This is a genomic window from Algoriphagus resistens, assembly GCF_001442615.1.
Classification (GTDB): Bacteria; Bacteroidota; Bacteroidia; order Cytophagales; family Cyclobacteriaceae; genus Algoriphagus; species Algoriphagus resistens.
In genome coordinates, this window is record NZ_LMXN01000004.1 from 125,555 (window position 1) to 152,244 (window position 26,690).

General features: G+C 41.0%; 15 protein-coding genes. 1 reads left to right on the forward strand and 14 read right to left on the reverse strand.

The window, feature by feature from the left end:
• Positions 1-976 precede the first annotated feature (976 nt).
• Complete coding sequence (locus tag AS141_RS09065; protein WP_057937340.1) at positions 977-3,256, forward strand: TonB-dependent receptor; 2,280 nt, start codon at positions 977-979, stop codon at positions 3,254-3,256.
• 332 nt (positions 3,257-3,588) lie between these two features.
• Here AS141_RS09065 and AS141_RS09070 read toward each other — a convergent pair whose 3' ends face one another.
• From AS141_RS09070 to AS141_RS09140, 14 genes are all read right to left on the reverse strand, one after another.
• Complete coding sequence (locus AS141_RS09070; protein ID WP_057937341.1) at positions 3,589-5,019, reverse strand: DUF1501 domain-containing protein; 1,431 nt, start codon at positions 5,017-5,019, stop codon at positions 3,589-3,591.
• A gap of 197 nt (positions 5,020-5,216) precedes the next feature.
• Positions 5,217-7,595 carry a DUF1549 domain-containing protein gene (locus AS141_RS09075; protein WP_057937342.1) on the reverse strand — a complete coding sequence of 793 codons (2,379 nt, stop codon included), beginning with the start codon at positions 7,593-7,595 and terminating at the stop codon, positions 5,217-5,219.
• Between the two features lie 221 nt (positions 7,596-7,816).
• Positions 7,817-9,268, reverse strand: coding sequence for a sulfatase family protein (locus AS141_RS09080; protein ID WP_057937613.1), 1,452 nt, complete (start codon positions 9,266-9,268; stop codon positions 7,817-7,819).
• Positions 9,269-9,333: 65 nt separating this feature from the next.
• A complete protein-coding gene (locus tag AS141_RS09085; protein ID WP_057937343.1) occupies positions 9,334-10,770 on the reverse strand; it encodes a sulfatase family protein in 1,437 nt (478 codons plus the stop codon).
• Position 10,771: 1 nt separating this feature from the next.
• Positions 10,772-12,250, reverse strand: a complete 1,479-nt coding sequence (locus AS141_RS09090) for a RagB/SusD family nutrient uptake outer membrane protein (protein WP_057937344.1) — start codon at positions 12,248-12,250, stop codon at positions 10,772-10,774.
• A gap of 47 nt (positions 12,251-12,297) precedes the next feature.
• The gene (locus AS141_RS09095) at positions 12,298-15,687 is read right to left on the reverse strand and encodes a SusC/RagA family TonB-linked outer membrane protein (RefSeq protein WP_232424855.1); all 3,390 of its coding nucleotides are present in this window, start codon (positions 15,685-15,687) and stop codon (positions 12,298-12,300) included.
• 149 nt (positions 15,688-15,836) lie between these two features.
• Entirely contained in the window at positions 15,837-16,823 is a 987-nt protein-coding gene (locus AS141_RS09100; protein ID WP_057937346.1) for a FecR family protein, read from the reverse strand.
• Positions 16,824-17,024: 201 nt separating this feature from the next.
• A complete protein-coding gene (locus tag AS141_RS09105; protein WP_057937347.1) occupies positions 17,025-17,693 on the reverse strand; it encodes an RNA polymerase sigma factor in 669 nt (222 codons plus the stop codon).
• Positions 17,694-18,214: 521 nt separating this feature from the next.
• Positions 18,215-18,628, reverse strand: coding sequence for a hypothetical protein (locus AS141_RS09110; RefSeq protein WP_057937348.1), 414 nt, complete (start codon positions 18,626-18,628; stop codon positions 18,215-18,217).
• A gap of 390 nt (positions 18,629-19,018) precedes the next feature.
• Positions 19,019-19,723 carry a hypothetical protein gene (locus AS141_RS09115; protein WP_057937349.1) on the reverse strand — a complete coding sequence of 235 codons (705 nt, stop codon included), beginning with the start codon at positions 19,721-19,723 and terminating at the stop codon, positions 19,019-19,021.
• Between the two features lie 162 nt (positions 19,724-19,885).
• A complete protein-coding gene (locus AS141_RS09120) occupies positions 19,886-20,350 on the reverse strand; it encodes a DUF4625 domain-containing protein (RefSeq protein ID WP_057937614.1) in 465 nt (154 codons plus the stop codon).
• A 147-nt stretch (positions 20,351-20,497) separates the two neighbouring features.
• Entirely contained in the window at positions 20,498-21,430 is a 933-nt protein-coding gene (locus tag AS141_RS09125; RefSeq protein WP_057937350.1) for a DUF4625 domain-containing protein, read from the reverse strand.
• A 211-nt stretch (positions 21,431-21,641) separates the two neighbouring features.
• The gene (locus tag AS141_RS09130) at positions 21,642-23,885 is read right to left on the reverse strand and encodes a TonB-dependent receptor (RefSeq protein ID WP_232424856.1); all 2,244 of its coding nucleotides are present in this window, start codon (positions 23,883-23,885) and stop codon (positions 21,642-21,644) included.
• A gap of 1,114 nt (positions 23,886-24,999) precedes the next feature.
• Positions 25,000-26,634, reverse strand: a complete 1,635-nt coding sequence (locus AS141_RS09140) for a sulfatase family protein (RefSeq protein ID WP_057937352.1) — start codon at positions 26,632-26,634, stop codon at positions 25,000-25,002.
• Between the last annotated feature and the right edge of the window lie 56 nt (positions 26,635-26,690).

Below are 26,690 nucleotides of genomic sequence, written 5' to 3' on the forward strand. Positions count from 1 at the left end.
AGAGTACTTGCCCCAATTGATTTTAGTCTTTTTCTCTCCTATGTTTTTTAACTAGCAGAGAAATTATCTGACTTGGTCAGAAGGTATCGGAAACAACCCAGGGAAGAATACAAAGATCGTTCACCAAAATTGAGGAAGAACCCCGCTTTGACCACGTGACTCTGCGATCTTGATCGCCCGTGTTTTTTCAGTTATCGTTTGTTTTAAGGTTGACCAACAACCCTCAAGTATGGCAGGAAAAACTATAATCATGAACTATCTCAAACAGATATTCCCCTTTAAGGATAGTCACATTGCTTGTGGGGCCTGGTGGAACTTGTAATTGGTTTAATACCTCACCTCTTCCTTGAAGAAGAATACTAATCAGCGGAAACATTAGTCTATCAAGTTCAAATAGGATGGGCTCTAGTGGTATATCCAGAAGAATTAGATAAAAATTGGTGTAGTTACCAAATCCTGGCAGCCTCAGTACTTGAGAGCCTCAGACGGAAAGGAACAGTGGTAAAGAAGGGAAAATGATATTATCCCACCACGCAAGCTGGCTTTCCTAAGCACTTCGCTGTCCTTTAGGACAGGCTCTTGGGGATTAGCTTTCTTACTGTCCCATGTTAAGGTGCCGATCATCATTAAGAAAAATGATATCATATTATCGACCTGGATAAACTGAGAATATTCCTAACTATTGGATTTCTAGAAAGCTAAACTAGCTTAATACCCCAGCAGCCGCTACCCGAAAAACCTATCCCGTCGAATAATAAGAAGATGAATACGGTTAATAGGCTGTATTGATAGATTTCTTGGGTTAAAGTTGAAAAAACAATAATCCCCTCCTTCTTGAATCCTATTAGCTTCCAACCGGGTTTTCAAACTCTAACTGTTTTAATAAGCTAAGCAATTTAATTTTTATCCAAAACAAATTTGTTAGAATAGACTAACAATGTATATTTGAACTTTCTATTACTGTTAAATTTCCGTTATGCGTAACAAATACTTCTTAGTTACATTATTTCTCCTAGTTGCTAACGCCCTTTTCGGGCAATCCACCCCGATAAGGGGTAAAGTTCTATTAGGGAATGATGGGGTAGAATTCGTCAATGTCTATATAAAGAGTTTAGGCGTGGGCGCCACCACAAACATGAACGGTGAGTTTACCATTCAGGTAGAGAAACCAGGCACTTATACGCTACAAGTTTCTATGGTAGGATTTAAATCTTCCCAGCAAAAGGTAGTTGTCCCCCAGTCTTCTGACCAATTGATAATCCAATTAGAAGAAATGGATGAAGGACTGGATGAAGTAGTAGTCAGTGGAACGATGCAGGAAGTGTCCAAGCTGGACAGCCCTGTTCCTGTGGAAGTCTATTCAGCTAATTTCTTTAAGGCCAATCCAACGCCATCAATTTTTGAAGCACTTCAGACAGTTAACGGAGTACGCCCACAGGTCAATTGCAATGTGTGTAACACGGGTGATATACACATTAACGGACTGGAGGGGCCATATACTATGGTGCTTATTGATGGAATGCCTATTGTGAGTGGACTTGGTACTGTCTACGGTCTATCTGGCATTCCCCAGGCTTTGATTGACCGTATGGAAATAGTGAAAGGACCAGCATCAACATTGTATGGCTCCGAAGCGGTGGGAGGGTTGATCAATGTGATCACTAAAAGAACTGATGCAGCTCCTTTATTTTCAACAGATGCATTTGTTACGGGTTGGGGAGAAACCAATCTGGATTTGGGCGTGCGCTCTAACTGGGGCAAAAAGATTCAGTCATTGACCGGGATAAATGGCTTTTATTATGATAATCCAATTGATCACAATGGTGATAATTTCACGGATTTGACCTTGTCGAAACGAATTTCAGTTTTTCAGAAGATCAATATTTCAAGACCTCAGAACCGTGTTTTTACAGTCGCAGGTAGGTATATCTATGAAGATCGCTGGGGGGGTGAAATGAACTGGAATTCTGGCTTCCGTGGTGGGGAAGAGGTATATGGAGAAAGTATCTATACAAGCAGGTGGGAGACTTTCGGAACATGGCAGCTACCTACTTCAGAGAATATTAACTTTCAGTTCTCCGCAAATGGACACAAGCAGAATTCCTTTTATGGCTCAACTTCTTACATGGCAGATCAATACATAGGTTTTGGTCAACTGACCTGGACAAAGACGGCGGAGAAACACAGGGTTCTGCTTGGTATGGCCTATCGTTATACGTATTATGATGATAATACTGCGGCCACTTCGGAGGTTGATTCCAAAAAAAATATGCCGTCAAAAATGCATTTACCAGGTGTTTTTCTTCAGGATGAGATCAAGTTTTCAGAAAAGCAGAGTTTGTTGTTGGGAGCACGTTATGATTACAATTCAATCCACGGATCAATAGTCACCCCAAGGGTTAATTATAAAATTTCATCAGCTGACAAGACCACAACACTTCGTCTTTCAGCTGGCAACGGATTCCGGGTAGCAAACGTGTTCACAGAAGATCATGCCGCTTTGACCGGAGCACGCGATGTTGTTTTTGAGGAAGAGCTAAGGCCTGAAAAAAGCTGGAATGTCAATGGGAACCTGGTGAAGAAAATCTATACAGATAGCGGTGTGTTTGTCGGACTGGATGGGTCTGTCTTTTACACCTACTTTACCAATCGTATTGTGCCCGACTATGAAACCAATCCAAACCAGATTATTTATGCTAACCTAGACGGTTCAGCAGTTTCTCAGGGTTTGTCCCTAAATGCAGATGTTGCCTGGCCAGGCGGTCTCAGTATCACTACGGGTGCAACCTTAATGGATGTAAGTGTAGAAGAAGAGGGTATTAAGACCAGGCAATTGCTTACTGAGCGCTTCTCCGGTGTTTGGTCGGTAGGGTATGAGTTTTTTAGCTTGGGGCTGAAAGTGGATTATACAGGAAATGTATACAGCCCGATGAGGCTTCCTTTATTAGGAGAATTGGATGATAGACCCGGATATTCTCCGTGGTACAGCATCCAGAATATTCAATTGACCAAATCTCTGGGTGATAAATGGGAAGTATATGGAGGCGTTAAAAATCTGCTGAATTTTACCCCGGCAGCCAATAGTATTGCCAGAGCATTCGATCCATTTGATAAAAATGTGGACTTTGCCACCGATGGCTCTGTGATACCTACGCCGGATAATCCAAATGCACTTACTTTCGACCCATCGTATGTTTATACCGCAAATCAAGGCGCAAGGGGATTTCTAGGAGTAAGATATACCTTGAACAGATAACTCCGCGTAAAATTTTGTCTGTTGCACTAAGCCACGGTTCGGGATTAATCTCCGGTTCGTGGCTTATTAACTACAAAAAGTAGTATGAAAAATAAAACATTCATGAATTAGGCTGTCACAAAAGGAGATGAAAGAGTTGAATTTCTGCATAATCAGGATAGTACTAGTTCTGATATTGGTTATGGCATCACAAATTGGATTCGAACATATAATCCAGAAAGTCTGTGGCCTTGATATTCATCAAAAGACTATCGCGACCACTGTAGCTGGTATGGACATCCAAGTTGAGCACACCCTTTCGGAACCTCCACTATGCTTCAAATCAGACAACGTTATGTACTTTGCAATAAATCAAAAGCAACTTTCCCATGTCCATCGGGTGTGGTGTAGAATGGTCGCTTTTCTATCTCATAGTTTGTTTCCGGGGCAATTCCAAGTGCATGATAGATGGTCTGATGGATGCTATCTATCTTAATCGGATTTTCTATACTTTTACAGGGGCGTTCATCAGCGGTTTTCCCATAAACGAATCCTTTCTTGATACCTCCTCCGAAAAGCAACATAGAGCAACCATCGGTAAAGTGACGATGCATTCCATAATTTTTCATGTCTTCAATCACATCGGGCACTTCAACTTGATCAAGCACTTTCAGCCCCGGTCTTCCTTCAGTCATCATATCCCTACTGAATTCGCTGGCAACGATCACCAATGCACGGTCTAGTTTTCCACTTTTTTCCAGATCCCTGATTAATTGGGAGATCGGTGCATCTATCATTTTTTTCATATCCTTCAGCCGTGTATGTCCATTGTCATGGGTGTCCCACCCCATAAATGGCTCATATTCTGAAGTCACAGTGATAAACCTTGCCCCCTGGTCCACCAATCTTTTTGCCAGCAGACAGCCTAAGCCAAACTTGCCGTTGTTATATTTATCATAGCTTTCCTTTGGTTCCTGACTTAGATCAAAAGCTTTGGCCTCCGGGGAGTTAAGCAGGATATAGGCCTGCTCCATGGATCGCTTAAGTGATTCCTTTTGATAGTCAGAACCGTATTCTCCCATTGGCCCGGCAGAAATGAGGTCATGATAGAGTTGATTTCTGGATTCGAAACGTTTGGCCGACATGCCTATTGGAGGCCGGACACTATCCAGACCCGCTGAGGGATCGGGTATCAGGAAGGGCCCGTGCTCTGAGCCCAGAAAACCAGCGCTGTGAAAAGCCTTTAGTTCTTCCCCTTCCCCTACCGAAAATCGTTGACCAATATTGATAAAGGAAGGAATCACGGGATTTAAAGGCCCCAGTTCTTTGGATATCCAGGAACCCATATGGGGAACTACCACGGATTGTGGGGGTTCGTAGCAGGTGTGGAAATGATATTGGTGACGGGTATGGAGGATGTGGCCAAGGTCAGCCGCGACATAAGAGCGAATCAATGTTCCCTTGTCCATGATTTTGGCCATAGATTCCAGCCCTTCAGAAAATTGGATACCATCCAATGCGGTGGGTATTGAAGGGAATGTGCTGAGTACTTCTTTAGACTCCATCCCTTTCCGAAATGGCGTGTATTTCTTTGGGTCAAACGTTTCGGTATGGGCCATTCCCCCAGCCATAAATAGTAAGATCACCGAATCTGCTGTCGCAGGAATTTTGTCTGTTCCGCAGGAAGACAGTAACCCGGCAAATGGTACCCCCATCCCCATGGTTGCCATCGCTGCCGCGCTGGTCTTTTTAATAAATTCTCTCCTATTAAGTGATGATTTCATGATTTTCTCAATTAATTAGATTCCTCCCGCAGATTTTAGCAGACCAATTTCACAGATTTAGGCCAGTCAGGTCTGTGGGAAAATTATCCCTTTTTACTTCGCAAATTGCTTCGACCCCGAAGAATCGGAACAGGCAGTATTTCCTTGCAATGCTGTGATGACTTGGTAACATCAGAAATCCAACATCCTAAATCGATTTACTCCAACATCTGAAATTCAGGCAACAAAATGACAGCCCAGAATAAATCCTGAATTTTAGCTGCATCAGGGTTTGCGCCCAAAGCCTCTCTGGCAATTGCCAGTTCTTTCTCATTAGGTTTACGGTTCAATGCTTTTAGGTACAATTCCTCCGTTATCTTAACCGGATCACTGAGTTTGGTTTCCCATTGTTTTGCTCCTTTCAGTAAAGCTGTATTCAGTCTTTCTCCATTTGTCATCTCCAGCGCCTGAAGCAAATTCCCCTGCGTATCCCTACTGGTAGAGACAATCTCCCGATTCGGTCTACCTAAAGCAGTTAGAAATGGATTATTGGCTACCAGTGCAGCCCTCGGAAAGGTAGGTGCATCAACCTCTGGACTTTTTAACTCATAAGGATCATATTTGATTTCTTCCTTTGTAAAAAGAGGGTATACTATTTCACTGACAGCGTCGGAAAACTCCTCGGCAGTCAGGCGCTTTTGCACCATTCCTTTGAATTGGTAATCCTCTGCCATCAGCTCTTCATAACTTGCGTATCCGATGGATTGGGATTGATAGATTTTGGAACTGGCGATTTGATAGATTAAGGCTTTCAGATCATAGCCGTTTTCCACAAAATCAGAGGCTAGCCAATCGAGCAAATCCTGACTCCATGGCTCATTGTCCATTTCATCTACCGGCTCCACAATTCCTCTTCCCATCATCTGCTTCCAGATCCGGTTTACAATAGTACGGTACATTCTACCATTCGCAGGTTGCACCAATTTATCGGCAAGCTGCCGAAGCTTTTCAGCTTTTGTGGCGGCCGAGTCAATCTCCCCAAGCTCCTCCCAGAGAATTTCGGTTTTTGCCATTTTCCCGGTAGGTACCTCACAGCGACTTACTTCGAGTGTGCTATCTGCGAAAATATTCGCAAAAGCATAGGACTCTTCCAGCTTCCAGTCAGAGATAAAACTATCGTGACAGGAAGCGCATTTTAGATTTAGCCCCAATATTACCTGGCCCACGTTCTGCGCAGCTTGCATCTCGGTTCTTTGGCTGGCATTCACCGTTCCTCTCCAGCGTATCCCCTCAATAAAACCCTTGGATTTATCGGTAGGGTTTAGCAGTTCCTTGACAAATTGATCGTAAGGCTTATTGTCCCTCAATGAAGTGTACAGCCAATCACTGATATTGAAACGGCCATTGGTGATGTATCCCGTACCTGTATAGTCGTTACGAAGTGCATCATTCCAAAAGCTAAGCCAGTGAGTGGCGTATTCATCAGATTTGCTGAGTAATTCCTGCAACCAGACATCCCTTTTTTCAGGCCTGGGATCATTGCGGAACTCCTCCAGCTCCTGTGGACTGGGAAGCAATCCAGTCACATCGAGGTAGATCCTTCTCAAGTATGTTTTATCATCCACAAGCCCCTCCCACTCCAATTTATTTTCTAGAAAATATTCATCAACCCACAAGTCAACAGGATTGTCCAGACCAGCTTTATAGGTAGGAAGAATCGGATTTCGGGGAGCAAGTTCTGCTACACGATAGACGGATTGCTGAGCTGCACCATCTGGCCACGGAGCCCCTTTTTCTATCCAAAGCGCAAGCAACTCCCGCTCTTCTTTGTTGAGTAATTTGCCCTTGGAAGGCATGACGTCTTTATGGTTCTTATCCAAATTGATCCTTCGGATAAGCTCACTTTCACCCGGATTTCCCGGCGCCAGGATTTTGCCATTTTCACCACCTTCAAAGACAAACTCTTTCTCATCGAGTCGCAATTCTCCTTCAATCTTTGCACCACTGTGACATCTGTAGCAATTGTGGGCCAGTACCATTCTTACTTCACCGATCAGTTTCATTTCTTTTTCCGGAGTAAGCGCTGCACTGTAAGCTGCAAGGTTGATTGGAGTTTTTTCAATCTCCAATTCATCATGACCTGAATACGGCAATACCTCCGAGAGAAAGTCTTCTCCATGGGTGAGGGAGCCTCCAAAATGACCTGTAACGGAAACGCCGATTGCTGTGATAAATAAAATCGACCTATAAACTTTTATTTGGGAAGGAGTAGCTTTTCCCCTGGCTTTGGGAAGAAACAGTAAAATAAAAACACTAAAAACAGCTGTACCTAATCCTACCCATTTATGCAGATCGAGAACTTCACCACTCGTTCCTTCATTGGTGGCAAGTAGCCAACCCATCGGAGCAGCAAGTATTGCACTCAATGCCCCAATGGCTGCTAATATGATGATTCCGGGCCTGGTTTTGGATTCGAATTTCCCGAAGGTAAATAACTCCATAACTGCAGCCACCACAATTAGCGCAATGGGAAAATGAACGATCAACGGATGCAACCGTCCCAGAAACTCCCAAAGCCAAAATCCATTTTCTTGCATTTCCCTTATACTTAAATTACAGAAAGTCTAATATTAAGGTAAAATTTCTTTATGTAGCTTCGTATACAAATACTACTTTTTTTAGTCAAAAAAACCCGACTAACCAGCCGGGCATTTCTCCATTACCATGCTATACTTTACTATTTATAGTTTCTCACATGAGCATTTTCTCAGTAATCATCTGACTTTAATTCCCCTAAATCTCCCCTAAATAGAATAATTTACTGTCTGTTAAATTTCAGGTAGTCCTTGTTTCTGATACTGTCATTCTTGTCATACAAATAGTCCCATTGGGCCATGTACTCATCAGCTGGCAAAAATTGGTCATTTGTTTTCTTAAGTTTGGATTTGAGAATTTTCTCTAGTGAATTTTGAAGATTTGTGTATTGCGGGTCGTCAACCAAGTTGTTTTGTTGATAGGGATCCATTTGGTTATCATACAATAACCATGGCCCAAGTAAGTCCTTCACATAGGTATACCGTTCAGTTCTTACCCCCCTATATTCTCTTCCGCCGTTCTGAAACTGCCATTCATGAAAAGGTACGGGAAGCATGATCAAAGCTCCGTCATTTTTGATGTCTTCGCCTTTGATAAGAGAAACCGAATAATCATCTCCCTCAATACTTTTGGGAACATTTATGTCACTAAGTCCGAGCAATGTAGGCAGTATATCAGGGGTATTGATCGGGCCTTGAATTGTCCTTGGCTTGGTAATCTTTTTAGGATATCTAATCAACATAGGAACCTTAATGGATTCATCCCAAGGTCTTTGTTTTCTCAGTACACCTTTGGAAAACAACATATCCCCATGCTCAGAGGTAAAAACGATGATGGTATTTTCTGACAAGCCTTCTTTCTCAACCGCTTCCAAAAGGTCTCCCATCGCCTTATCTAATGCTGTAATGTGGGCATAATAATCTGCAATCACCTGCCTGGCACTATCCCGTAGATGCTCCGGTACATTTGGTCTGAGTGTGATTTGGTCCGGATCATAGCGCTGCCTATATTCCTCAGGTGCAGTATGGTAGGGATTGTGTGGTGGTCCCCATGACATCATCAGCAAAAATGGACTGTCCTTATTTTTATGAATATAACTTATTGCACTGTCGGTCTGAGAGAATGCGTCATATCCTTCCCAAAATTGCTTTTGATCATTCTCATCGAAATAAAATGAATTATTATAATCATGGGTGACCTCCCGGACTTTCCAATAATCAAATCCCTGTCTTCGTTCTTTTGGCACTGGCTTATCCCTCGCACTAAACGCATCCTCCCCTCTTTTGTGTCCATTTAGATGCCACTTGCCAATATAGCCGGTTTGATACCCCTGCTCTTTATAGATTTCTGCAAATGTGACTGCCTCAGAAGGAAGTGGCTTATCATTATAAAAAACACCGTTGGTCAAAGGATACTGACCTGTCAAAAAACTAGCTCTCCATGGAGCACAAACTGCCATAACAGTGACAGCATTTTCAAAGACAAGGCTCTCTTTAGCCAGCCGGTCCAGGTTTGGGGTTATCACATCAGTATTCCCAGCATATCCTATTGCATCTGCCCTCCATTGATCTGCAAGTACAAAAATCACATTGGGTCGCCTTGTTTTTTCTGCCTCCATTTCTGGATTAACTGACCGGAATCCAAACAACAGGGATAACACAACAATTAATACCATCAGGAATCTATAGTTTATTTTATTTAAAAACGACATGTTTTAATTCAGTTAGGATAAAATGAATTTCAATTCAGCTTTTTGGTTTCCAGGTCCTTTGCCATTGATTCAAATCTATCTCTCATCTCAACCAATTTTTTGGCATGGCTTTGATCCTTGCCAAGGTTGTTAGTTTCAAGAGGATCACTGACCAAGTCATATAGTTCTTCATGCCCCGGATCATTTCTATATCTAAAATATTTCCACTCATTAGTACGAATCCCTTCACTTGGAGGAATAATATCCACTTCCCAGAGATGTTCTGTAATGAATGATTTCCTGTCAAAGACAGGATTCTCGCCATTTACAAAAGGAGCTAATGTTCTACCCTGCCATTCTAATGGCACTTCAATTCCAGCAAAGTCAAAAATGGTGGGCGCCACATCAATATTCAGTGCAATGTCCTCGATGTCCCTATGGCCTGGATTCCTTGGGTCGTAGATTATAAGCGGCACACGGATGGAATTCTCGTACATCAACCATTTTCCGGCTAATTGTCTTTCTCCCAGAAAGTATCCATTATCTCCCATAAGAATAATAATGGTGTTGTCGGCTATTCCGGATTTTTCCAATGCCTTTCTAATCCTGGAAATCTCAAGGTCTATGCCCCCTATCATTCTATAGTACCCCTTCACACTATGCTGGTATTTATCAGGTGTGTCATACCTCCATTTCCATCTAGTCCTGTTTTCTCCGTCTCTGACATAGTTAGGCTGGGCTTCAAAATAGTGTAAATCACTAAGCAAAGGAGGGGCAATCGTTATATTATCATAGAGTGCATTCATTTCGTTTTGCCAGAAATATTGGTCGGCAGCGGGATCATGAGCATGAGGTGCGCTAAAGCTTAAGGAAAGGCAAAAAGGCAGATCCTTGGGTGCATTTTCAATGAAATCAATTCCCTTCTGTCCAGTGTATCTCGTCAAATGGACGGTATCAGCACCCAGGGTTTTATAATAATACCCCCTTCTATCCGGATACTTACCGTTCCGGTCATACACTTCGACCTTGTCAAACAAATCAGAGACTTTGTCATATTGCACTCCAAACTTGCCGAAGAAACCTGTATAATAACCAGATTCTTTCATCAGGCTGGGATAGGAATTAGCGATATAAGGCTGCTTGATCTGTCCTTGTCCGAACGTATATCCATGGGTTCTTTCATACATTCCGGTCAATATACTGGCACGGCTTGCAGCACAAATTGGAGTAGTTACGAATGCATTTTTAAAATAAATCCCCTCGCTCGCCAATTTATCCATCTCCGGTGTCTGGATAATTTTATTTCCTGCATATCCCAAGGCATCCCAGCGCTGATCATCTGTCAATATAAAAATGATGTTGGGCTTCTTACTTTGTGCTTTCAGTTTATAGGAAATTGAAAATACTAAGATTAACAATAACCCAACTTGCCTGGCTAACCGGAAAAACCTGCTTATTCTGTTAATTAAATCCAACGAAAAATCCATATTAATATCCCGGGTTTTGTTCTAGGTTATTAATGAGTATTTGTTCTGCAGGAAGTGGCGCCAATAATTTATGCGCATCTATCTCGTAGGCTCCATTGTAAAGAAATTCCTTTTGGCCTAGTTCCCGTTGACCATGAGTGGTCATCACCTCTGTGGCTTTATCCGTCCGCTTTAAATCATACCACCGTTGGTTTTCAAAGCAAAACTCAACCTGACGCTCCTTTGCAATCAAATCTTCTAATCTGGTTTTATCATACCCAGTCAAAGGCGCTGTTAAGCCTGCCCTTTCCCTTACTTGCTGCACATATGTGATGGCCTCACCAGTTCTTCCAAGCTCATTCAAGACTTCAGCATACATCAGCAAAACATCAGAATATCTTAAAACCGGAAAATTGTCACCTGTCCTGTCATCAGGAGCGGAAATAGGGGGTTTGAATTTTCCGGTATAGGGTATATCCCTAACCACTCCATCCCAATCCGGCCCATTCCAAAACTTAATCGAAACCTCTTTTCTTTTATCTCCTTCTTCAAACGCATCCAATAAATCTTGTGTAGGTTGATTCCATCCTGCGGAAATAATATTTATGTTTGGCCGCATAGTAATATTCCCCTCAGAAGTCCAAGGAGCAAACATAAATATGAACCTATTCGACAGCTCTCTGCTGTTTTCAGAATATTGTACACTGAATATTGTCTCATTATAATCCTTGTTACTGGGATCAAATAAGTCTGCGTAATCTGATAAGAGGAAATACTGGTTTGAATCAATCACAGTTTTTAAGGAAACCTCTGCGTTTCCATACTCCTTAAGAGTTAAATAAACCTTACCCAGCAATGCATAAGAAGCATATAGATTTGCCCTCCCATTTTCTTCCAGTTCAGTAGCCATAGAAAACTGTTCAATCGCTGATTTTAGGTCATTGATGATGCTAGCATAAATTTCCCCCTCTGCTGATCTTGTTATTTGCAGCGCATCTTGGGCACTGATTGGGTTCAAAACCAACGGAACACCCCCAAACTGCCTAACCAAATTGAAATAGTAAAGCGCCCTTAAGAATAAGGCTTCCCCTGAAGATCTGCTTTTATATCCAGGATCTGACCACTCTACTTCCGGCCTGTCTATTTCGAGTAAAAGCTTGTTACATCGGTTGATTCCATTATAGGAAAGATTCCAGAAATCCGCATAGGCTCTATTATCTGCCGTAATAATAAACTGATCGATAATACCCCGTACAGCCTCTCCTGTTTTTATGTTGTATTGAAAACTGGTGTTGTCGGATATTAATTCGGAAAGAACCCAATGCGTGTTTTTTTCATATTCTCTTAAAGGAATATAGCACCCATTTGCTAAGAGAATGAACTCTTCCTGAGATTGGTAGAAATTTCCTTCACTAAGCGTAGTTTTAGGATAGATTTCAAGAAAATCATGTGAACAGGAGCAAATAATAAATAACAACAGTATATATAGTAACTTTTTCATAATAAGGTTATTTTCTTAAGAAGAAATTATGAGTGAAGTCTTCCTTGTCAAAAAGAAAGATTAATGCCCATGGAAATTGTTCTGGAGATTGGATATGAAGTCATATCGAAACCAGGCACCAAGGTATTATTTTGGTTTGCTGCCTGACCTTCGGGATTTGCCCCCTTATAGTTGGTAAACATGGCAAGATTTTGAACCGTTAAATAAAGCCTTGAACTTTTTATAACCTTAAGTTTATCTGCCAAATTCTGGGGTAGCGTATAACCTAGTGTCAAGTTGGCAATACGAAGGTATGAGGCATCTTCGACCCACAAGGTTGACACCCTATGCCCCCAACTTGGTTTAAGTTTCGGAACCCCTGAGTGAATACCATCTCCCGGGTTTTCAGTACTTCTCCATCTATTTTCCCAATCCTTATCTACATTGAAAAAACCCTGGAGATTGTCAGTAGTTTGTCTTAATCCATTCATTACCTGTCCTCCCTTCTGGCCATTGATAATCATTCCCAAGTCAAAATTCTTATAGGAAAAATTGTTCGTCAAACCGAAAATAAAATCAGGGTGAGGGTTACCGATAATTGTATAGTCCAAAACGTCGTTGATGAAGCCATCCCCATTAATGTCCTTATATTTGACGTTCCCTTCGTAAACTTGGGGGGAGTTAATCACTCCCGGCTGACTGAGATATTCTGCGGTGTATATCCCTTCGAGAACGAAGCCAAAGAATTGTCCAATTGGCTTCCCTACTACAGAGACATGGGTAGGATTGCCATCATTGTTGCCGGCTAAGATTCTGACTGTATTATCATTCAATGACAGCACTTCATTTCGATTGAAGGCTATATTTCCGCTTACGCTCCAGTTTAACTCTCCTTCGATTGGAGAGCCTCCCAAAGCAATCTCCAATCCCATATTCTGTACACTTCCCTGATTAATTGTCTGGGTATTAAACCCTGTAATGGCAGGGATTACATCTTCTAGAAGCATGTTGTCACTTCTTCTTCTAAAAAAGTCAACCATCAAAAAAGCCCGACTATTGAAAAATCCGAAATCCAGTCCTACGTCAATTTGATTGGATTCTTCCCATGTTAATGTTGGATTGGAGATACCTACACTTGAAGCAGTTACCTGAGTATTTCCAAATACATAGGACCCGGCGCTGATATTTGCTAAATGTGCATAATTTCCGATGTTGTTGTTCCCGCTTTTCCCATAACTAGTCCTAAGTTTCAGTTCATTAATCCAACTTATATTCTGGAAAAAATTCTCTTCTGAAATTCTCCAGGCTGCGGCAATTGAAGGGAATAAGGCGAAGCGGTTATCACTGCCAAATCTTGAGGATCCATCTGATCTGAATGTGGCTGTAAACAAATACCTTTCCTTAAAGGAATAATTTAGTCTGCCCAGGTAAGAGATCATGCTCCACTCATTCACTCCTTCCCCCCATGAATCAATGGTTTGAGCTGCATTGATGGTAGTTATAAGATCGTTGGGATATGGACTTGCACTAAGATTTAGATTATTGGAGTTATATCTTTGAACAGTATAACCCAGTAGGGCATTGAAGCTATGATCATTAAAGGCTAAATCATAATTAATAGTATTTTCTACCAACCAGTTGAAGCTATTAAATCGATTATTTGTGGAATTTCCAGTACCTTTTGTAGGTGGGCGGTTTGATCCGCCTACCGTACTTGGTATGTATTGGAAGTATTTGGATGCTTCCAAAATAGTATTTAAAGATGACCTCAGTCTAAGGTTTGGAAGAATACTCCACTCTAAATATGCCAGACCTAAATTCTGAAAGGATTTTTGTTCTGTGGTCATTTCCTGAAGTACAAACAGCGGGTTGGCAAAACTCCAGGCGGAATGATACTTACTCTGAGGGGCAACTATATAAGGTTTTAGATTTCCATTCTCGTCGTAAGGTGTTGAGATGGGATTAGCCCAGATACTAACACCCAATACATCTTCCCTGTTAAGATTTGTATTAGCTCGATTCTGACTAATATATGTGGGTTGAATTGAAACCCCTAACTTAATAGCATCAGTAAGGTTCGTCTCAATTCCTAGTTTACTGCTAAAACGCTCAATGCCGGTTTCTTTCAAAACCCCTTGCTGATTGAAATAGCCTAAACTGAAATTGATCCTTGAATCATCTGATCCTTTTTGAAGATTAAAATTATAATCCTGGATCGGTGCATCTCTTAAAATCAGGTCATACCAATCTGTCCCTTCTCCAGTGAGAGCATCCAAATCTCTATATTCTTCAGGATAGTCTTCCAACGACGCTTCCCTTTGCTCTCTTAGATCTACTTCGAGATCTATCCTATCTCTTTGAAATTGGGCAAACTCCCGTTGATTCAACATATTGGGCCTGCCCTTTTCAGGAACTTGTTGAACTCCTGTCATCGCAGAAAAAGTAATGTTGGTTTGATTATATGATCCTTTTTTGGTGGTGATCATTATTACTCCATTTGCACCACGTGACCCATAAATTGCCGTCGAAGACGCATCCTTTAGTATGGTAATTGATTCGATATTATTCGGATCAATAAACATTAATGGGTTCAATGATTGGTTCATACCTGCTGAATAAGGCATTCCGTCTACCACATATAAAGGCTCATTTCCTGCACCCAGCGAACCACTACCTCTGATTTTTATTGAAGTACCAGCTCCAGGCGCCCCCGAAACTTGTTGGATCTGAACGCCAGCTACCTGCCCAATCATTTTTTGGTCCACAGAAGATACCGGAAGGTCCTTTACGGACTTTTCATTCACAGTAGCAACTGATCCCGTTACATCTTCTTTCCTTTGGGTACCATACCCTACCACAACTACCTCATCAAGAGCTTGCTCATCTTCCAGCATGGTTACATTAATTTCAGTTTGATTTCCTACGGTTACTTTTTGTTGATTAAAACCTATGAAAGAAAATACCAAAACATCCTCTGCCACTGCTGAAATAGCATATTTCCCATCTATATCTGATACAGTTCCTGAAGTCGATCCTTCTACAATTATAGTTACACCGGGCAGCGGATTGCCAAGATTATCCTTTACTGTTCCGGTTATATTGATTTGAGGATCAACATTGCTTACAGTTTTCCTGGGAGCCAGTCGCATGGAAATATTTCTGTTGACCTGTTGAAAATTCAACCCTGTTTGTTTTCCTATTTCTTTAAGCAAGTCTTCTACAGAGATATTAGAATGACTCACCGATATTTTTCGTCTTAAATATTCCTCATTCTCATGAATAGTGAATTGAAATTCGGTCTGGTTTTCAATTTCATTTAGGATATTGAGCAGTTTTACTTTGCTAAAAGAAACACTTACAAAAACTTCATCGATTTTTTGGGCTTTAATTGTGTGGGCAAGCACCACATTCAAAACAAGCATCTGAAACAAAAAACCATATAGGGTATATTTTGTCATTTTCAGAATTAGCAGTATAGGTTTATTTATCATAATTTTGGGTTATAGAGTACTGACAAGTATTTTATAGGGTTTAACTAAACTGTGTCCAAGCAATCAGTTAAACCTGGTCAGAATCAATGGGGCGCAATCCCATTGGTTCTGTTTTTTTAAAATGTGATAGTCACAGTTGAACCATTTATCTCATAGGCAAACTTTTTAGAATATTGGAGATCTATTAATACATTTTCTAATGGCTGATTTTCATAGACTGTGGATATTTTCCAGTTTGTCGGGACTCTTCCTTTCAAGGTAATATCCACCGCATACCATCTTTCTAGCCTAAGTGAAACTTCCTCTAGAGAGGCATGATTAAACACCAACCTCCCTTCCTTCCATCCTATCACATCCTCATATTCAAATGGTTGGTTTAGAAATTCCTGTGTACTGGTATTGACAACCAGTTCAAAACCTGGACTTAGGATGGCTACTTCATCAGCTGTTTCAGCTTGGTTTATTCTGACTTTGCCTTCTACCAAGGATATGCGAATTTCATTGAGGTTGAAGGCATTCACATTAAAAGCAGTGCCTAATGCGATGGTTTCTATGTTATTGCTTTCTACTACAAATGGTTTTGTAGCATCCTTGGCTACTTCAAAAAATGCTTCTCCTTTAAGAATAATCCTTCTTTCTGCCCCATCAAAACCATTTGAATATTTAATACTGGAGCTACTATTTAAAAAAGCTATTGAGCCATCAGGCAAATTAACTTTAGTTTTTTGACCAGGTGCATTTTCTCTTAAAATATATGTTCGGGCAATTGATAAAACATCTTCCTGCGCTGTCTGTCCAAAATCAGCCCTACTCAATAACCAAAAAAATGAACAGGATAGAATCAAGATTGCTGCTGCATATCTAATCCATAAATACCTACGCCGGGCTTGCTTTGGCATTTCTTTCATTGCACTAGCCCAAATCTCATTTGCCTTAGCGTCAACATTGACCAAAAGGGGCTCAGAATTATCCTCACTCCATGTTTTTTGAAGGTTTTCAATGAGTTTTAAATTTTCCTCACTTTGAGTAGCCCATTTTTTTAGGATAGCAAGTTCATCTTCAGTGGCAGTATTACTCAACCACTTAGCAAGAAGTTCATCCATCTGTTCTCGGTGTACATTCACATCTTAATAGACAATTGAAATCGAAAAAGGGCGTAACGCGTTTTTAGATTTTATCAAAAAAAATAATAGGTAACTGGCTTGAGTCTCAAAATAACTCGCTGTATTTCATTAAATACCCAGAATAAAATAGAAACTCCACATAAAAAAAACTCTTATTTACTCTGGGGTAAACTTAGGAAATCAGAGCGTATTCCCGGATAATCCAAAAAAATTACACGCACTTAGTATTATACCCCCCAAACTTCCCAACTTAGCAGAAATAGGAATAACCTTGGAATCCTCTCCTTGATTGGACAGGTAGATTTGGATCTCAACTCTGATTTCTCTTACCGCCAATTCCAAGTGTTTTTTCACTGTTTTGTCCGCAATATCCAAAAGGTTCGCTGTTTCTTTTATACTTAAACCATCGTCCTTGATCATTTTATAAACCAATCTTCGTTTTTGAGGTAATCGATCTACACACCCTGCTATTTTTCCACGCAATTCAGAAGTCAACAATTGTTCAAGAGGCTGAGTATATTCACCGGTTTTACAGTCCTGCATATCAAGAGGAGTAAACAAGCTATCTTTTCTTTTATTCTTTTTGAGTTGGTTCAGACATTGGTTTTTAACTGAATAGTAAAGATACCCCTCAAAATTTTCTATATCCTTGAGACTTTTATGGTTTTTAAGTAACCTGATAAATACATCGGAAACCATATCCTCGGCCTCTCCATAATGTGGCAAAAAACAGGTCGCAAATGAGACTAATTTAGAATGGTACCTCTTGAAAAGTTCTGAGAAAGCAGCTTTGTCGGAATTGACCGAAATTCTATTAAGAAGAATTTTATTAGTCTCTGAAGAGGTCATGGGTTTCCTATTAAATTTTCATCAGGATTAAAATAGGCTTCCCTTCATCTTGGCCATAGTAAGAATGATCGTCATAATTTAATTGACCTCAATCAGGTAAGAAAAGGAAAATTATAGGTGGAGAGAGAGAGTTAATTTTGGATTATTTAATGCTATTTCTATCCTGTACTGTAGGGTTCCCCAATAAAACCATTCAGGTGCAGATCCTAATAATGGATAGATTAATTCATTCGTACTGAGTACTTGGTGGCCGTTGGTCAGCGAATATCTTCCTGAAGAGTGAGGGGAAGTGGTTGCTCTTACTGATAACTTTCAAAAACTAAAAGACATGTGCAAGAAGGCGGATTTTGGATAAAAACAACACGTATTTGGTTGATTTTAAGGGAAATAGCAGAAAAACAAAGTGTATTTATGGGTTATATGACAATTATTGAAAAACTAGCGAATGAAATGGATCCCCATTTTCGACAGAAGTACTAGCTTCACTAAAGGGTTTGAATTAAAACAATCGCTATTCTCCTTCACCAGGAACCTTTGCGATAGGCAGAGTAGATGGAAATATAACTTTCCCTGAGTCCCCGGTTGAAAAACCTATAATAAACCACATCGGCACCTGCAGTACACTCAACCGGGAAATGGGTTCTCCTTAATACCTCCCGCTTGACATCCTGATACTCAGGCAAAATCTGATGCTGCTCCAGAACCACGACCTTATCTTCCCGGAAAGTCTTCTGATGGATTTCATTTTCTGGATCTAGCATGGGATACAGGTAGTCATACAGTGGTTGCTCCCACCTATCAGGCAGGGGTCTCTTGCCTATCATCCACTTATACAGTGATTTTCCACTTATCCCCAGTTCATCCTCGATCACTGATATGCGTAAAAAATGTCTGTGCATTACCAAAAATTGTCTGGCCAGTGAATCTGCGATCATATATGTATGCTCTGAGGTATGTTTTGAATTTACCCGCCAAAGTTATCACCTATTTTCTGAATATACAGACGGCAGAATAACCTAGGAAATAATAAAGCCAACCAAACCACCAGCTTTGTGGATGGACCGAATACATAAAAAAACAACTTCCCTTGATTCTAATCTGACAGTATGCTTTAAAGCTATCTATAGAGTGGGTATAATACCTTTTGCGATCGAATATAATCGGTTGGTATCACCTTTAAGCCAATCCGCTAGGCAGTCCTGTCATAAATGAGGTAACTGGCCCCACTGATTATCGTGTTTTCAGGCTTAGCGTTTTGAGTAAAAAAATAAAAAAGCTGTCTGGAAAATCCCCAACAGCTTTTTTAATCAACCAAATGTTAATTCTCAATGATCGTGCTCATGCTCTGCATGAATTTCAAAATTTAGCGTCAGAATATCCTCTCCTGGAAACCTGGAGGCGTAATCGTCTGCATTCCAATCGACTCTTTCTACAGCTGCTTTGGTATCTGAAGAACTGAATTTACGAATTACATAACTCACATCCATTTCACCTTCGTTGGACTCACCTACTGTGAAGTAGCTTAAGATTCCAGTAGTTTCGTACTTTCCGCCGATTTCTGTGCCATCACCATAAGTTAGATCGCGGGGTTGGAATATAGCGCCTGTTTCATCCGCTGTCTCAGGATTGAGTATAAAATCTCCTCCGATAAGAAAAGCTTTGTAAAAGTCAGCAGTAGCCTTATCCGTGGTGAAATCACCTTCTACTCTATTGCCTTGGTAATCCCAGGCCTGTAACTCGACCTTATAAATGCCATCGGGGTCCAAATGTAAATGCCCCCCTGAAAGCGCATTTCCATCAGCATCAAATTCGAGTATAGATGATTCTCCTTCAGTTGCTGTATTAATACCATGAAAATGGTCTCCATGTGCACTCAAGTCCTCACCTCCCGAAATCTCAGTAAAGACCAGATTTGCCTTTTCAATCCCGTTCAGGATTATCGGCTCTGGATCATCTTCTGAACATGAAAATGTCAGAAATGAACCGAAAAGAAATGCGGGGATTAAAAATCTTCTGTTGTACTGTTTCATAAATAAATGATGGTAATTAAAATTTTGTTGATTTAGGTTGATCAAATCTCATTACCAAAAATACAACATTGTTGCATAAAAAAAATGTTTATTTGCAATATTGTTGCATAAATAAGTTACAAAATACCTGATCAGGCTGATGAGCGGTAAAGCTGTTCAGACTCATTCTATTTTTATACTGATCCCCTGAATGGTCTGCCAGCCTTCCTTATCAGTAAGCCTAATCATGAAGTGGTAATCTCCAGGATCAATGTCTGAAGGAACATCGATTTCAGCTTCGGCTTCATACTCGGCTAGCCCAGTGGGAATAGTGTAGGTCTGTATAAATAACATAGGATCTACGGCGGTTTTAATTGGGTTCTGATTACAGTCGTTCACCTCGGTGCTATGTGTATGGTGATCAAAATTGTGGTGTATATCCAGACTATAACCACCCAATTCCACATTATCCCTGAATAATGCCTTAAACTGGATCTTCCCTCCCCTTTCCACGATACTGCACTGTACTGGAAAAGTATTCTCAGTGTCGATTATCTCAGGGTATTCCAGATCGATTGCTGGCTTTTCCTCTTCCCCGCAGGCTGTCAGCAAAAAAATCATTATTAAAACTAATTTGTAAATTTTCATATTCATCTGTTTATAAACGATTTCACATGGTCAATCATCCCTCCACGTGCTCTCATCTTCATGCCAAAGGAGGATCAATTTTACCAATTCAATTTTCAAATACTGGCAGTCGGGACTATGTAGACCAGATTACTTTTCTACCAAGATTTAAACCCCAGATACTTTCAGCTCGAAATAATGATATAAACTGATGTCATATGTGGAATTGGTATAGACAACACCAAAGTAGTATTCACCGGGTTTCCATGCATTTTCCCCGGTTGTCAAATCGCCGGCGGGAATGTTATTATCTGTAGGAGAACCAATTTTAAACTCAGGGGTTGGACGAAGAAAACCACCGCTGCCATCATAAATAACATTGGCAAATGAATACACATCCTCTTCATTTTCATGGGCATAATAGTCATATACAATTACCTTGGAAAAATCAATGGCATCCACAGATTCAGGTCGATGGTTAAGATCTTTTCTAATGAGCAAAAGATACATTTTTCCATCCCCCTTTACATTGTTTATAGTCACATCAGATTTAAGGATTTCATCTTTGGAGAATTCTACATTTTCCGGATTGATCAAGTCTTCGTTCACGTAGTGAAAATCCCCTTGGTCAGTAGTAATCATCCAAATATACAGTAAGGGGTCTACCGCCAGGTTTGAAGGGGCAATTATCTGAATTTCAGCTTTTTCCTCCAATATGGTCCCATTCTCATCGGTGACGATGATGGTGAATTCGTATTTTCCTTCCACAGCTTCTTCAGGTATATCAAAATGCTGATGTATGTTGGTATTTTTTGCTCCCTTAAACTGCTCCCAGGTCAATTCAAAATTCCAATCGCCGGCATAAGTCTCGCCCGCTATGGGCTCAATCTTCACCTGGACCAAGTCAATCTTATCCCCTGCTACAATGTCAGCATTGAGGTGAAAATCCCTTCCTATTACCCCGATGTGATTATTGCCAGAGCCTATCTCCACATTTTCTATAGTGGGTACAGGTAAAATTGGGTCTGGATCATCTTTGCAAGAGCTGATGAATAAGGAAAATAGAAGTGCGATGAGTAATACGTTGGTTTTATTTTTCATCTGTTTATAATTGTTTTAAGATGGTCAGATGGAATCTATGACGATTAAAATAATCATTGCCCTGTGTGTTTTAATGATGATTTTAATCGTGTCGATTTCATATGATTATAATTTGTCTTTTAAAGGCCATATGGAATCTCACATGCATTATAATCATCCCGGTGTGTGACGTTTTCGTCATGCTCGATTTCATGATAATAGAAGGTTTTAATTAAAATTGGTAACTAAGGGAGAGAGTGATGTTTCTACCAGCCTCTGGTAGGTTAATCAGCCTATAAAAACTGGTGTGGTTCAGATAAAGCGTATTGAATAGGTTCTGTACCTGGGCATCGACCTGAATTTGCTGTTGTAAGACCGTAATGCCAGAACCTACACGCAGGTTCACCAACTGATAGCTTGGGGTAACTTTCTCCGGTGGCACGACATCGCTTTGATCAGCAGTTATTCGAAAATCAACTGCAACATAAGGATTGCTAAAAACCCCTTTATACGATGGCTTATATGTGGCATTCAGGATGCCAGAAGGTGGTGGTGAAAAAGGCAGGGTATAACCTCTCTTTGCCCCTGATTTTTGCTCACTGTAAACATATTCCCCGACGAATTCAAAACTTAGCTTCTCAGTCAGTTGATGAATCACGCTCAATTCAGCACCGTAGCGAAGTACTTCAGCCTGTGTATAGTTAAAAACCTGGTTCCCGGCACCATACAGAATATCCAATCTGGCAGTCGGGTTAAGATAGATGTAGTTGGAGAAATAATTGACAAATGGACTGAAAGAGACTAACCACTTTTCCTTTTTCAGCTCTGCTCCCAGATCAAACTGCAGGGAGCGCTCCGGACTTAAGTCTGCATTGCCGAGTTCGTATCGGAAATAATGATAATTCACTCCGTTGGCCGCGAGCTCTTTGGCGATAGGCATGCGGAAACTGGTACCCAGATTTCCCTTTAGGATAAGATCTCCTGGAGTAAAATTAAATCCAACCGACCAGATCAGGCTGTTAAAATCTCTCTGGAATTCCTCTGCCCTGTACAGATAATCCGACTCCCTAACTTGAGAAGCATCATCTACACTGGGGAACCAATCCTGGTATTCCTCTACATCGATCCGGCTGTGGTCGTATCGCAGGGCAGCAGTAAGTTGCCAAATTGGACTGAATTTGAATTTATCTATTGCATAAAACCCATAACTGTATTGTTGAAATGCCGGGATCAGAAACCCCCAGCCACCAATGTCATTATGCTGATATTCGCCACTGGCCCCGAAAGCTATTTCGTGAGTATCCAAGAAGAGCTCATCTTTAAGATTGAACGAGAAAACTTCCTTGTCAAATGCCCGTTCCAGGTCAGAAGGATAAAGCATTTCAGACGGATAAGATGCCGGCATATAGCCATGATTGACATATTGGCTCCACTCTTTACGGTCATTTCGCTGATAGCCCAGATCAAGCTGAATGAAACTATTGCCGACAGCATAGTTGGATTTATTGATCACTTTGGTGTGCCTGACTTCCTGAAAAGGCAACATGATATCCCGGCTGGAACGGTCATGAAGTTCCGTGTCCACCTGCCGGGGTTCTAACCCATGGGCATTGGCAAAAAAGCCGGACTTCGTACTGACACTGCTCACAGAAAATGTATTTCGGAAGTGTTTACCGAGATAGCCAGCTCTTACTGAAAAATCAAGTTCTTTGCCAGCAGAATTCCTGACTTGCCCCTGGTGCAGCACCACGCCAAAATCATACACAAATACAGAATCGGTCGGGACTTTAAAATCTCCATAATCAGCCAATGTGACCCTGCCCTCAGCAAACCACTTGTTCTTTCTGGCAAATAAGTTAGCAGAACCTCCAAACCAGGCATTGTTTGACCGGTACCCGACTTCTATAGAGCCTCCGAAACCATCTTCTGTAGGTGGCAGCTTTTCCCGGATATCTATTACACCAGCTATGGCGTCCGAACCGTATTTAAAGGACGAAGGCCCTTTAATGATCATGATCTGATCAGCGGCGTATTGATCCACCTCAAGACCATGATCAGCACCCCATTGCTGCCCCTCATGTTTGATTCCATTCTCCACCACCATCACCTGATTAAACCCAAGCCCCCGGATCAAGGGTTTTGAAGCCCCTGATCCAATTCCTATCATGCTGATTCCCGGCACTCGCTCAAGTGAATTCATCAGGCTTCCACCCCGGTTTTCACGGATAAAATCCTGCTTGAGCAACTGAATGCTGTTGGATTCCTCTCTGCGGATCATCTCTGCCTGATCGATGACCAACACTTCATCCAACTCCCGGATTTTAGAAGTTGTATCAGTTTGGGCATGATTTATAGAATCTATACCATAAGTCGTTTTACTATTGGAAACTTGAGCTATCTCCGATTCCATCAGGGAAATGCCTTCAGCCTCCCCTATTGAAAACAAGCCAGAAAAAAGAAGAGTAAATGGGATCACGAAATAAAATGCAACTATATTGCAAATATAACAAGAAACTTTATTGAAACAATGTTGCAATTAAAAAAAGTGAAAGAAACAATAAATCCTTAGCTGCTTTAACGGCTGTCAGTCCCTGTAGTAGAGTCACTATATGATGCCCTACTACTATGACTGAAAAAAAATATCCTATTTATCGGTTTCTGATTTCAATGGGAATTCCAGGTACCCATAAGTACTAGTCAAACTCCTGCCCATAGACATTTCCAATGGTTGTAGTGCAATACAGTTTATTACCATACATCCGAAAAAGACACAAGCTCATTTCCAGCGGATTAGCTAGCCCATAGGATCCATAACACTTTGGCTGCTGGCATAGCCGCATCGCTACAATAGTACTTCAACAAAGATCCAACGGCTACCTGCTTATCAAATAGGCCAATTTTGGGATTTCTTCAGATTAAGCTCAAAATTGCATAAGAAAATTAAATTTTAAATGCAATGGAATTTAAAATTTTCTTTAACATTTTATAATTGTTTTACAATAATTGATTGCTTTTTTAAAGGCTTAATTTTATTCATAAAACAATTAATGTATTATGAAATTCTTTTATATAAGCTCAAAAGCTAATGATGACAATCAATTTTTATTACACAACAGGGACTGTCCAGATCTTCCCTCTAAATATGAGAGGGACTATGTAGGCCCTTTTAATTCAGCCTCCGAAGCATTAAGGCTTGTTCTGACAAAAAAAGAAAATATAAAAATCTGCCCGATGTGCGACTGTAATCGCGAAGTGTACATTATTAGCCAGAAACATGAGTTGTAGACCATTGGGAAACAATCCTCTTGAATAAGCGCTGCTAAAATACTCGAAATAAAACCATCATTAAAGTGAGAAATTGCCAATTTAATGATGGTTCATTCCTTCAGATAATTCCAGTCAGTTCAAGCGGCAAGGCGTCCCACTTTCCATATTGACCCTTGCCCCTGCCAGAAGCAATAAAACGGGAACACAAGCACAATCAAAAGTTTTCTTTGGTAGTGGAATCACTTGATTCGGCAAGCAACTTGAGGCAAATAGTCTCTAACTCATTTACAGCCAGATCATTCTATCTCTGATCTATCAATGCATTAATATATATTATCTGGTCGAGGGAATTCCCTCATCGGGCTATACCGGTGATAGGAATCAAATACTTCTTTGTCAGGACCGACTACTCTTGGATCTCCTGTTTTTTCCAACTCCTTCATTAGTGCCTTCTTCAATTCCTTTTCAACTTTTTCAAAACGGAAACTCCCAATTAGATTGTTCAGGTTATCAGGGTCATTCTTTATATCAAACAATTCATACTCCGGCCGTTTATCCACCGCCAAACTGAAATACGGGATACCCGTTACCTGTTGTTGATGCTCAATAATGTATGATTTTGTAGGACTCCCATCGATATCGGTGTACGCCCAGTCCGAATGGTGTACCCCTTCTTCGTCAACTCCATGCAATGGCAATAGTTTATTATCTGGGCCAGGCTCTATCCGCTGCGGAGCTCCCGCTGGCCAACGATCCGGTTTCATATTCCAAATCAAAAGAAAACGCTCACTGCGGATAGCGCGCTGCGGATAGCCCCAATTTTGATATCGGGATGAGGAATGTCTTTCCCTACCAGAAAAAGCATACTTGCTTGATCGATCCACGATGCCCTGTTTAGTAGATTCCAAAATAGGTAGAATACTTTTTCCTGTAATTGGCATCATACCTTCGGGGCTTGTATGTGAAAGTTCAAGAATGGTAGGTGCAATGTCAGTGAAGCTGATGGGATCATCAACCACACGACCACCAGGAAAGTTTTTCGGATACCTCACAGCAAATGGCACATGAATACCATATTCATAGCTGTTGGCTTTAGCTCTTGGAAATGGCATGCCATTATCTGAAGTTACTATGACAATGGTATTTTCGAGTTCCCCAATTTCTTCTAGATAAGAGAGCATCTGCGTCAAATGATTATCAACCCATTCAATCTCCACAGCATAATCAAGTAGATCTCCCCTCACTATATCATGATCCGGAAAAAAGCCTGGAAGCTCCACGTCCGACAATTTCTTATCTGTCCTTTTCCAAGAATCCTGTTCATAGTCTCGGTGTGGTTCAGAGGCGCCAAACCAGAAAAAGAAAGGATCGTCTCCACGGACTTTTTCCATGAAAAATTTAAAATTCTCAAAATAATTCAGGTTGCTTACCTTATTGGTTGGGCGCACGTCTTCGGGTGTTCCTGTCTGATAGCGAATGTTACTATGGGCAATGCCTGCAGCATCCGACTCCCGCCACGTAGAATCCTGTTCATCACGGGCATACTGAAAAGGGGAAACTCCTTTTCCAGTACGACCTGTTGCATATCCATTAGCGCTGAGTAAATCCACAAATGGCACATATTTCTTCAACCAGGGAGCTGCGTGCTGTCCGGATTGCTCATTTTGCCAGTGATGTCTTCCTGTGATAAGAGCACTTCGAGACGGTGCACAGCCAGGCGAACCTGCAATGGCATTTCTAAAGTAAACCCCCTCACTAGCCACTTTGTCGAAGGCAGGCGTTCGGATAAACGGGCTTCCTTCAAAGCTTGTGTGGCCAAATGATTGATCATCACTGATGACAAACAGAATATTGGGACGGCTGTCCTCCTTTGACTTCACCTGAGAAAATCCGGATATCCAAAGAGTGAAAAGTAATAAATGAACAATTGTGAGAGGTTTGATATATCGGTAATTCATTTGTAATTAATTTTATTCTATCTCTATAACCTACCCCATGAAGAAGGAAGCAGATA

Coding starts and splice junctions, on each gene's coding strand:
- AS141_RS09065 (WP_057937340.1), top strand. CDS start 977: ATGCGTAACAAATACTTCTTAGTTACATTATTTCTCCTAGTTGCTAAC.
- AS141_RS09070 (WP_057937341.1), bottom strand. CDS start 5,019: ATGAAATCATCACTTAATAGGAGAGAATTTATTAAAAAGACCAGCGCG.
- AS141_RS09075 (WP_057937342.1), bottom strand. CDS start 7,595: ATGCAAGAAAATGGATTTTGGCTTTGGGAGTTTCTGGGACGGTTGCAT.
- AS141_RS09080 (WP_057937613.1), bottom strand. CDS start 9,268: ATGGTATTAATTGTTGTGTTATCCCTGTTGTTTGGATTCCGGTCAGTT.
- AS141_RS09085 (WP_057937343.1), bottom strand. CDS start 10,770: ATGGATTTTTCGTTGGATTTAATTAACAGAATAAGCAGGTTTTTCCGG.
- AS141_RS09090 (WP_057937344.1), bottom strand. CDS start 12,250: ATGAAAAAGTTACTATATATACTGTTGTTATTTATTATTTGCTCCTGT.
- AS141_RS09095 (WP_232424855.1), bottom strand. CDS start 15,687: ATGACAAAATATACCCTATATGGTTTTTTGTTTCAGATGCTTGTTTTG.
- AS141_RS09100 (WP_057937346.1), bottom strand. CDS start 16,823: ATGGATGAACTTCTTGCTAAGTGGTTGAGTAATACTGCCACTGAAGAT.
- AS141_RS09105 (WP_057937347.1), bottom strand. CDS start 17,693: ATGACCTCTTCAGAGACTAATAAAATTCTTCTTAATAGAATTTCGGTC.
- AS141_RS09110 (WP_057937348.1), bottom strand. CDS start 18,628: ATGATCGCAGATTCACTGGCCAGACAATTTTTGGTAATGCACAGACAT.
- AS141_RS09115 (WP_057937349.1), bottom strand. CDS start 19,723: ATGAAACAGTACAACAGAAGATTTTTAATCCCCGCATTTCTTTTCGGT.
- AS141_RS09120 (WP_057937614.1), bottom strand. CDS start 20,350: ATGAAAATTTACAAATTAGTTTTAATAATGATTTTTTTGCTGACAGCC.
- AS141_RS09125 (WP_057937350.1), bottom strand. CDS start 21,430: ATGAAAAATAAAACCAACGTATTACTCATCGCACTTCTATTTTCCTTA.
- AS141_RS09140 (WP_057937352.1), bottom strand. CDS start 26,634: ATGAATTACCGATATATCAAACCTCTCACAATTGTTCATTTATTACTT.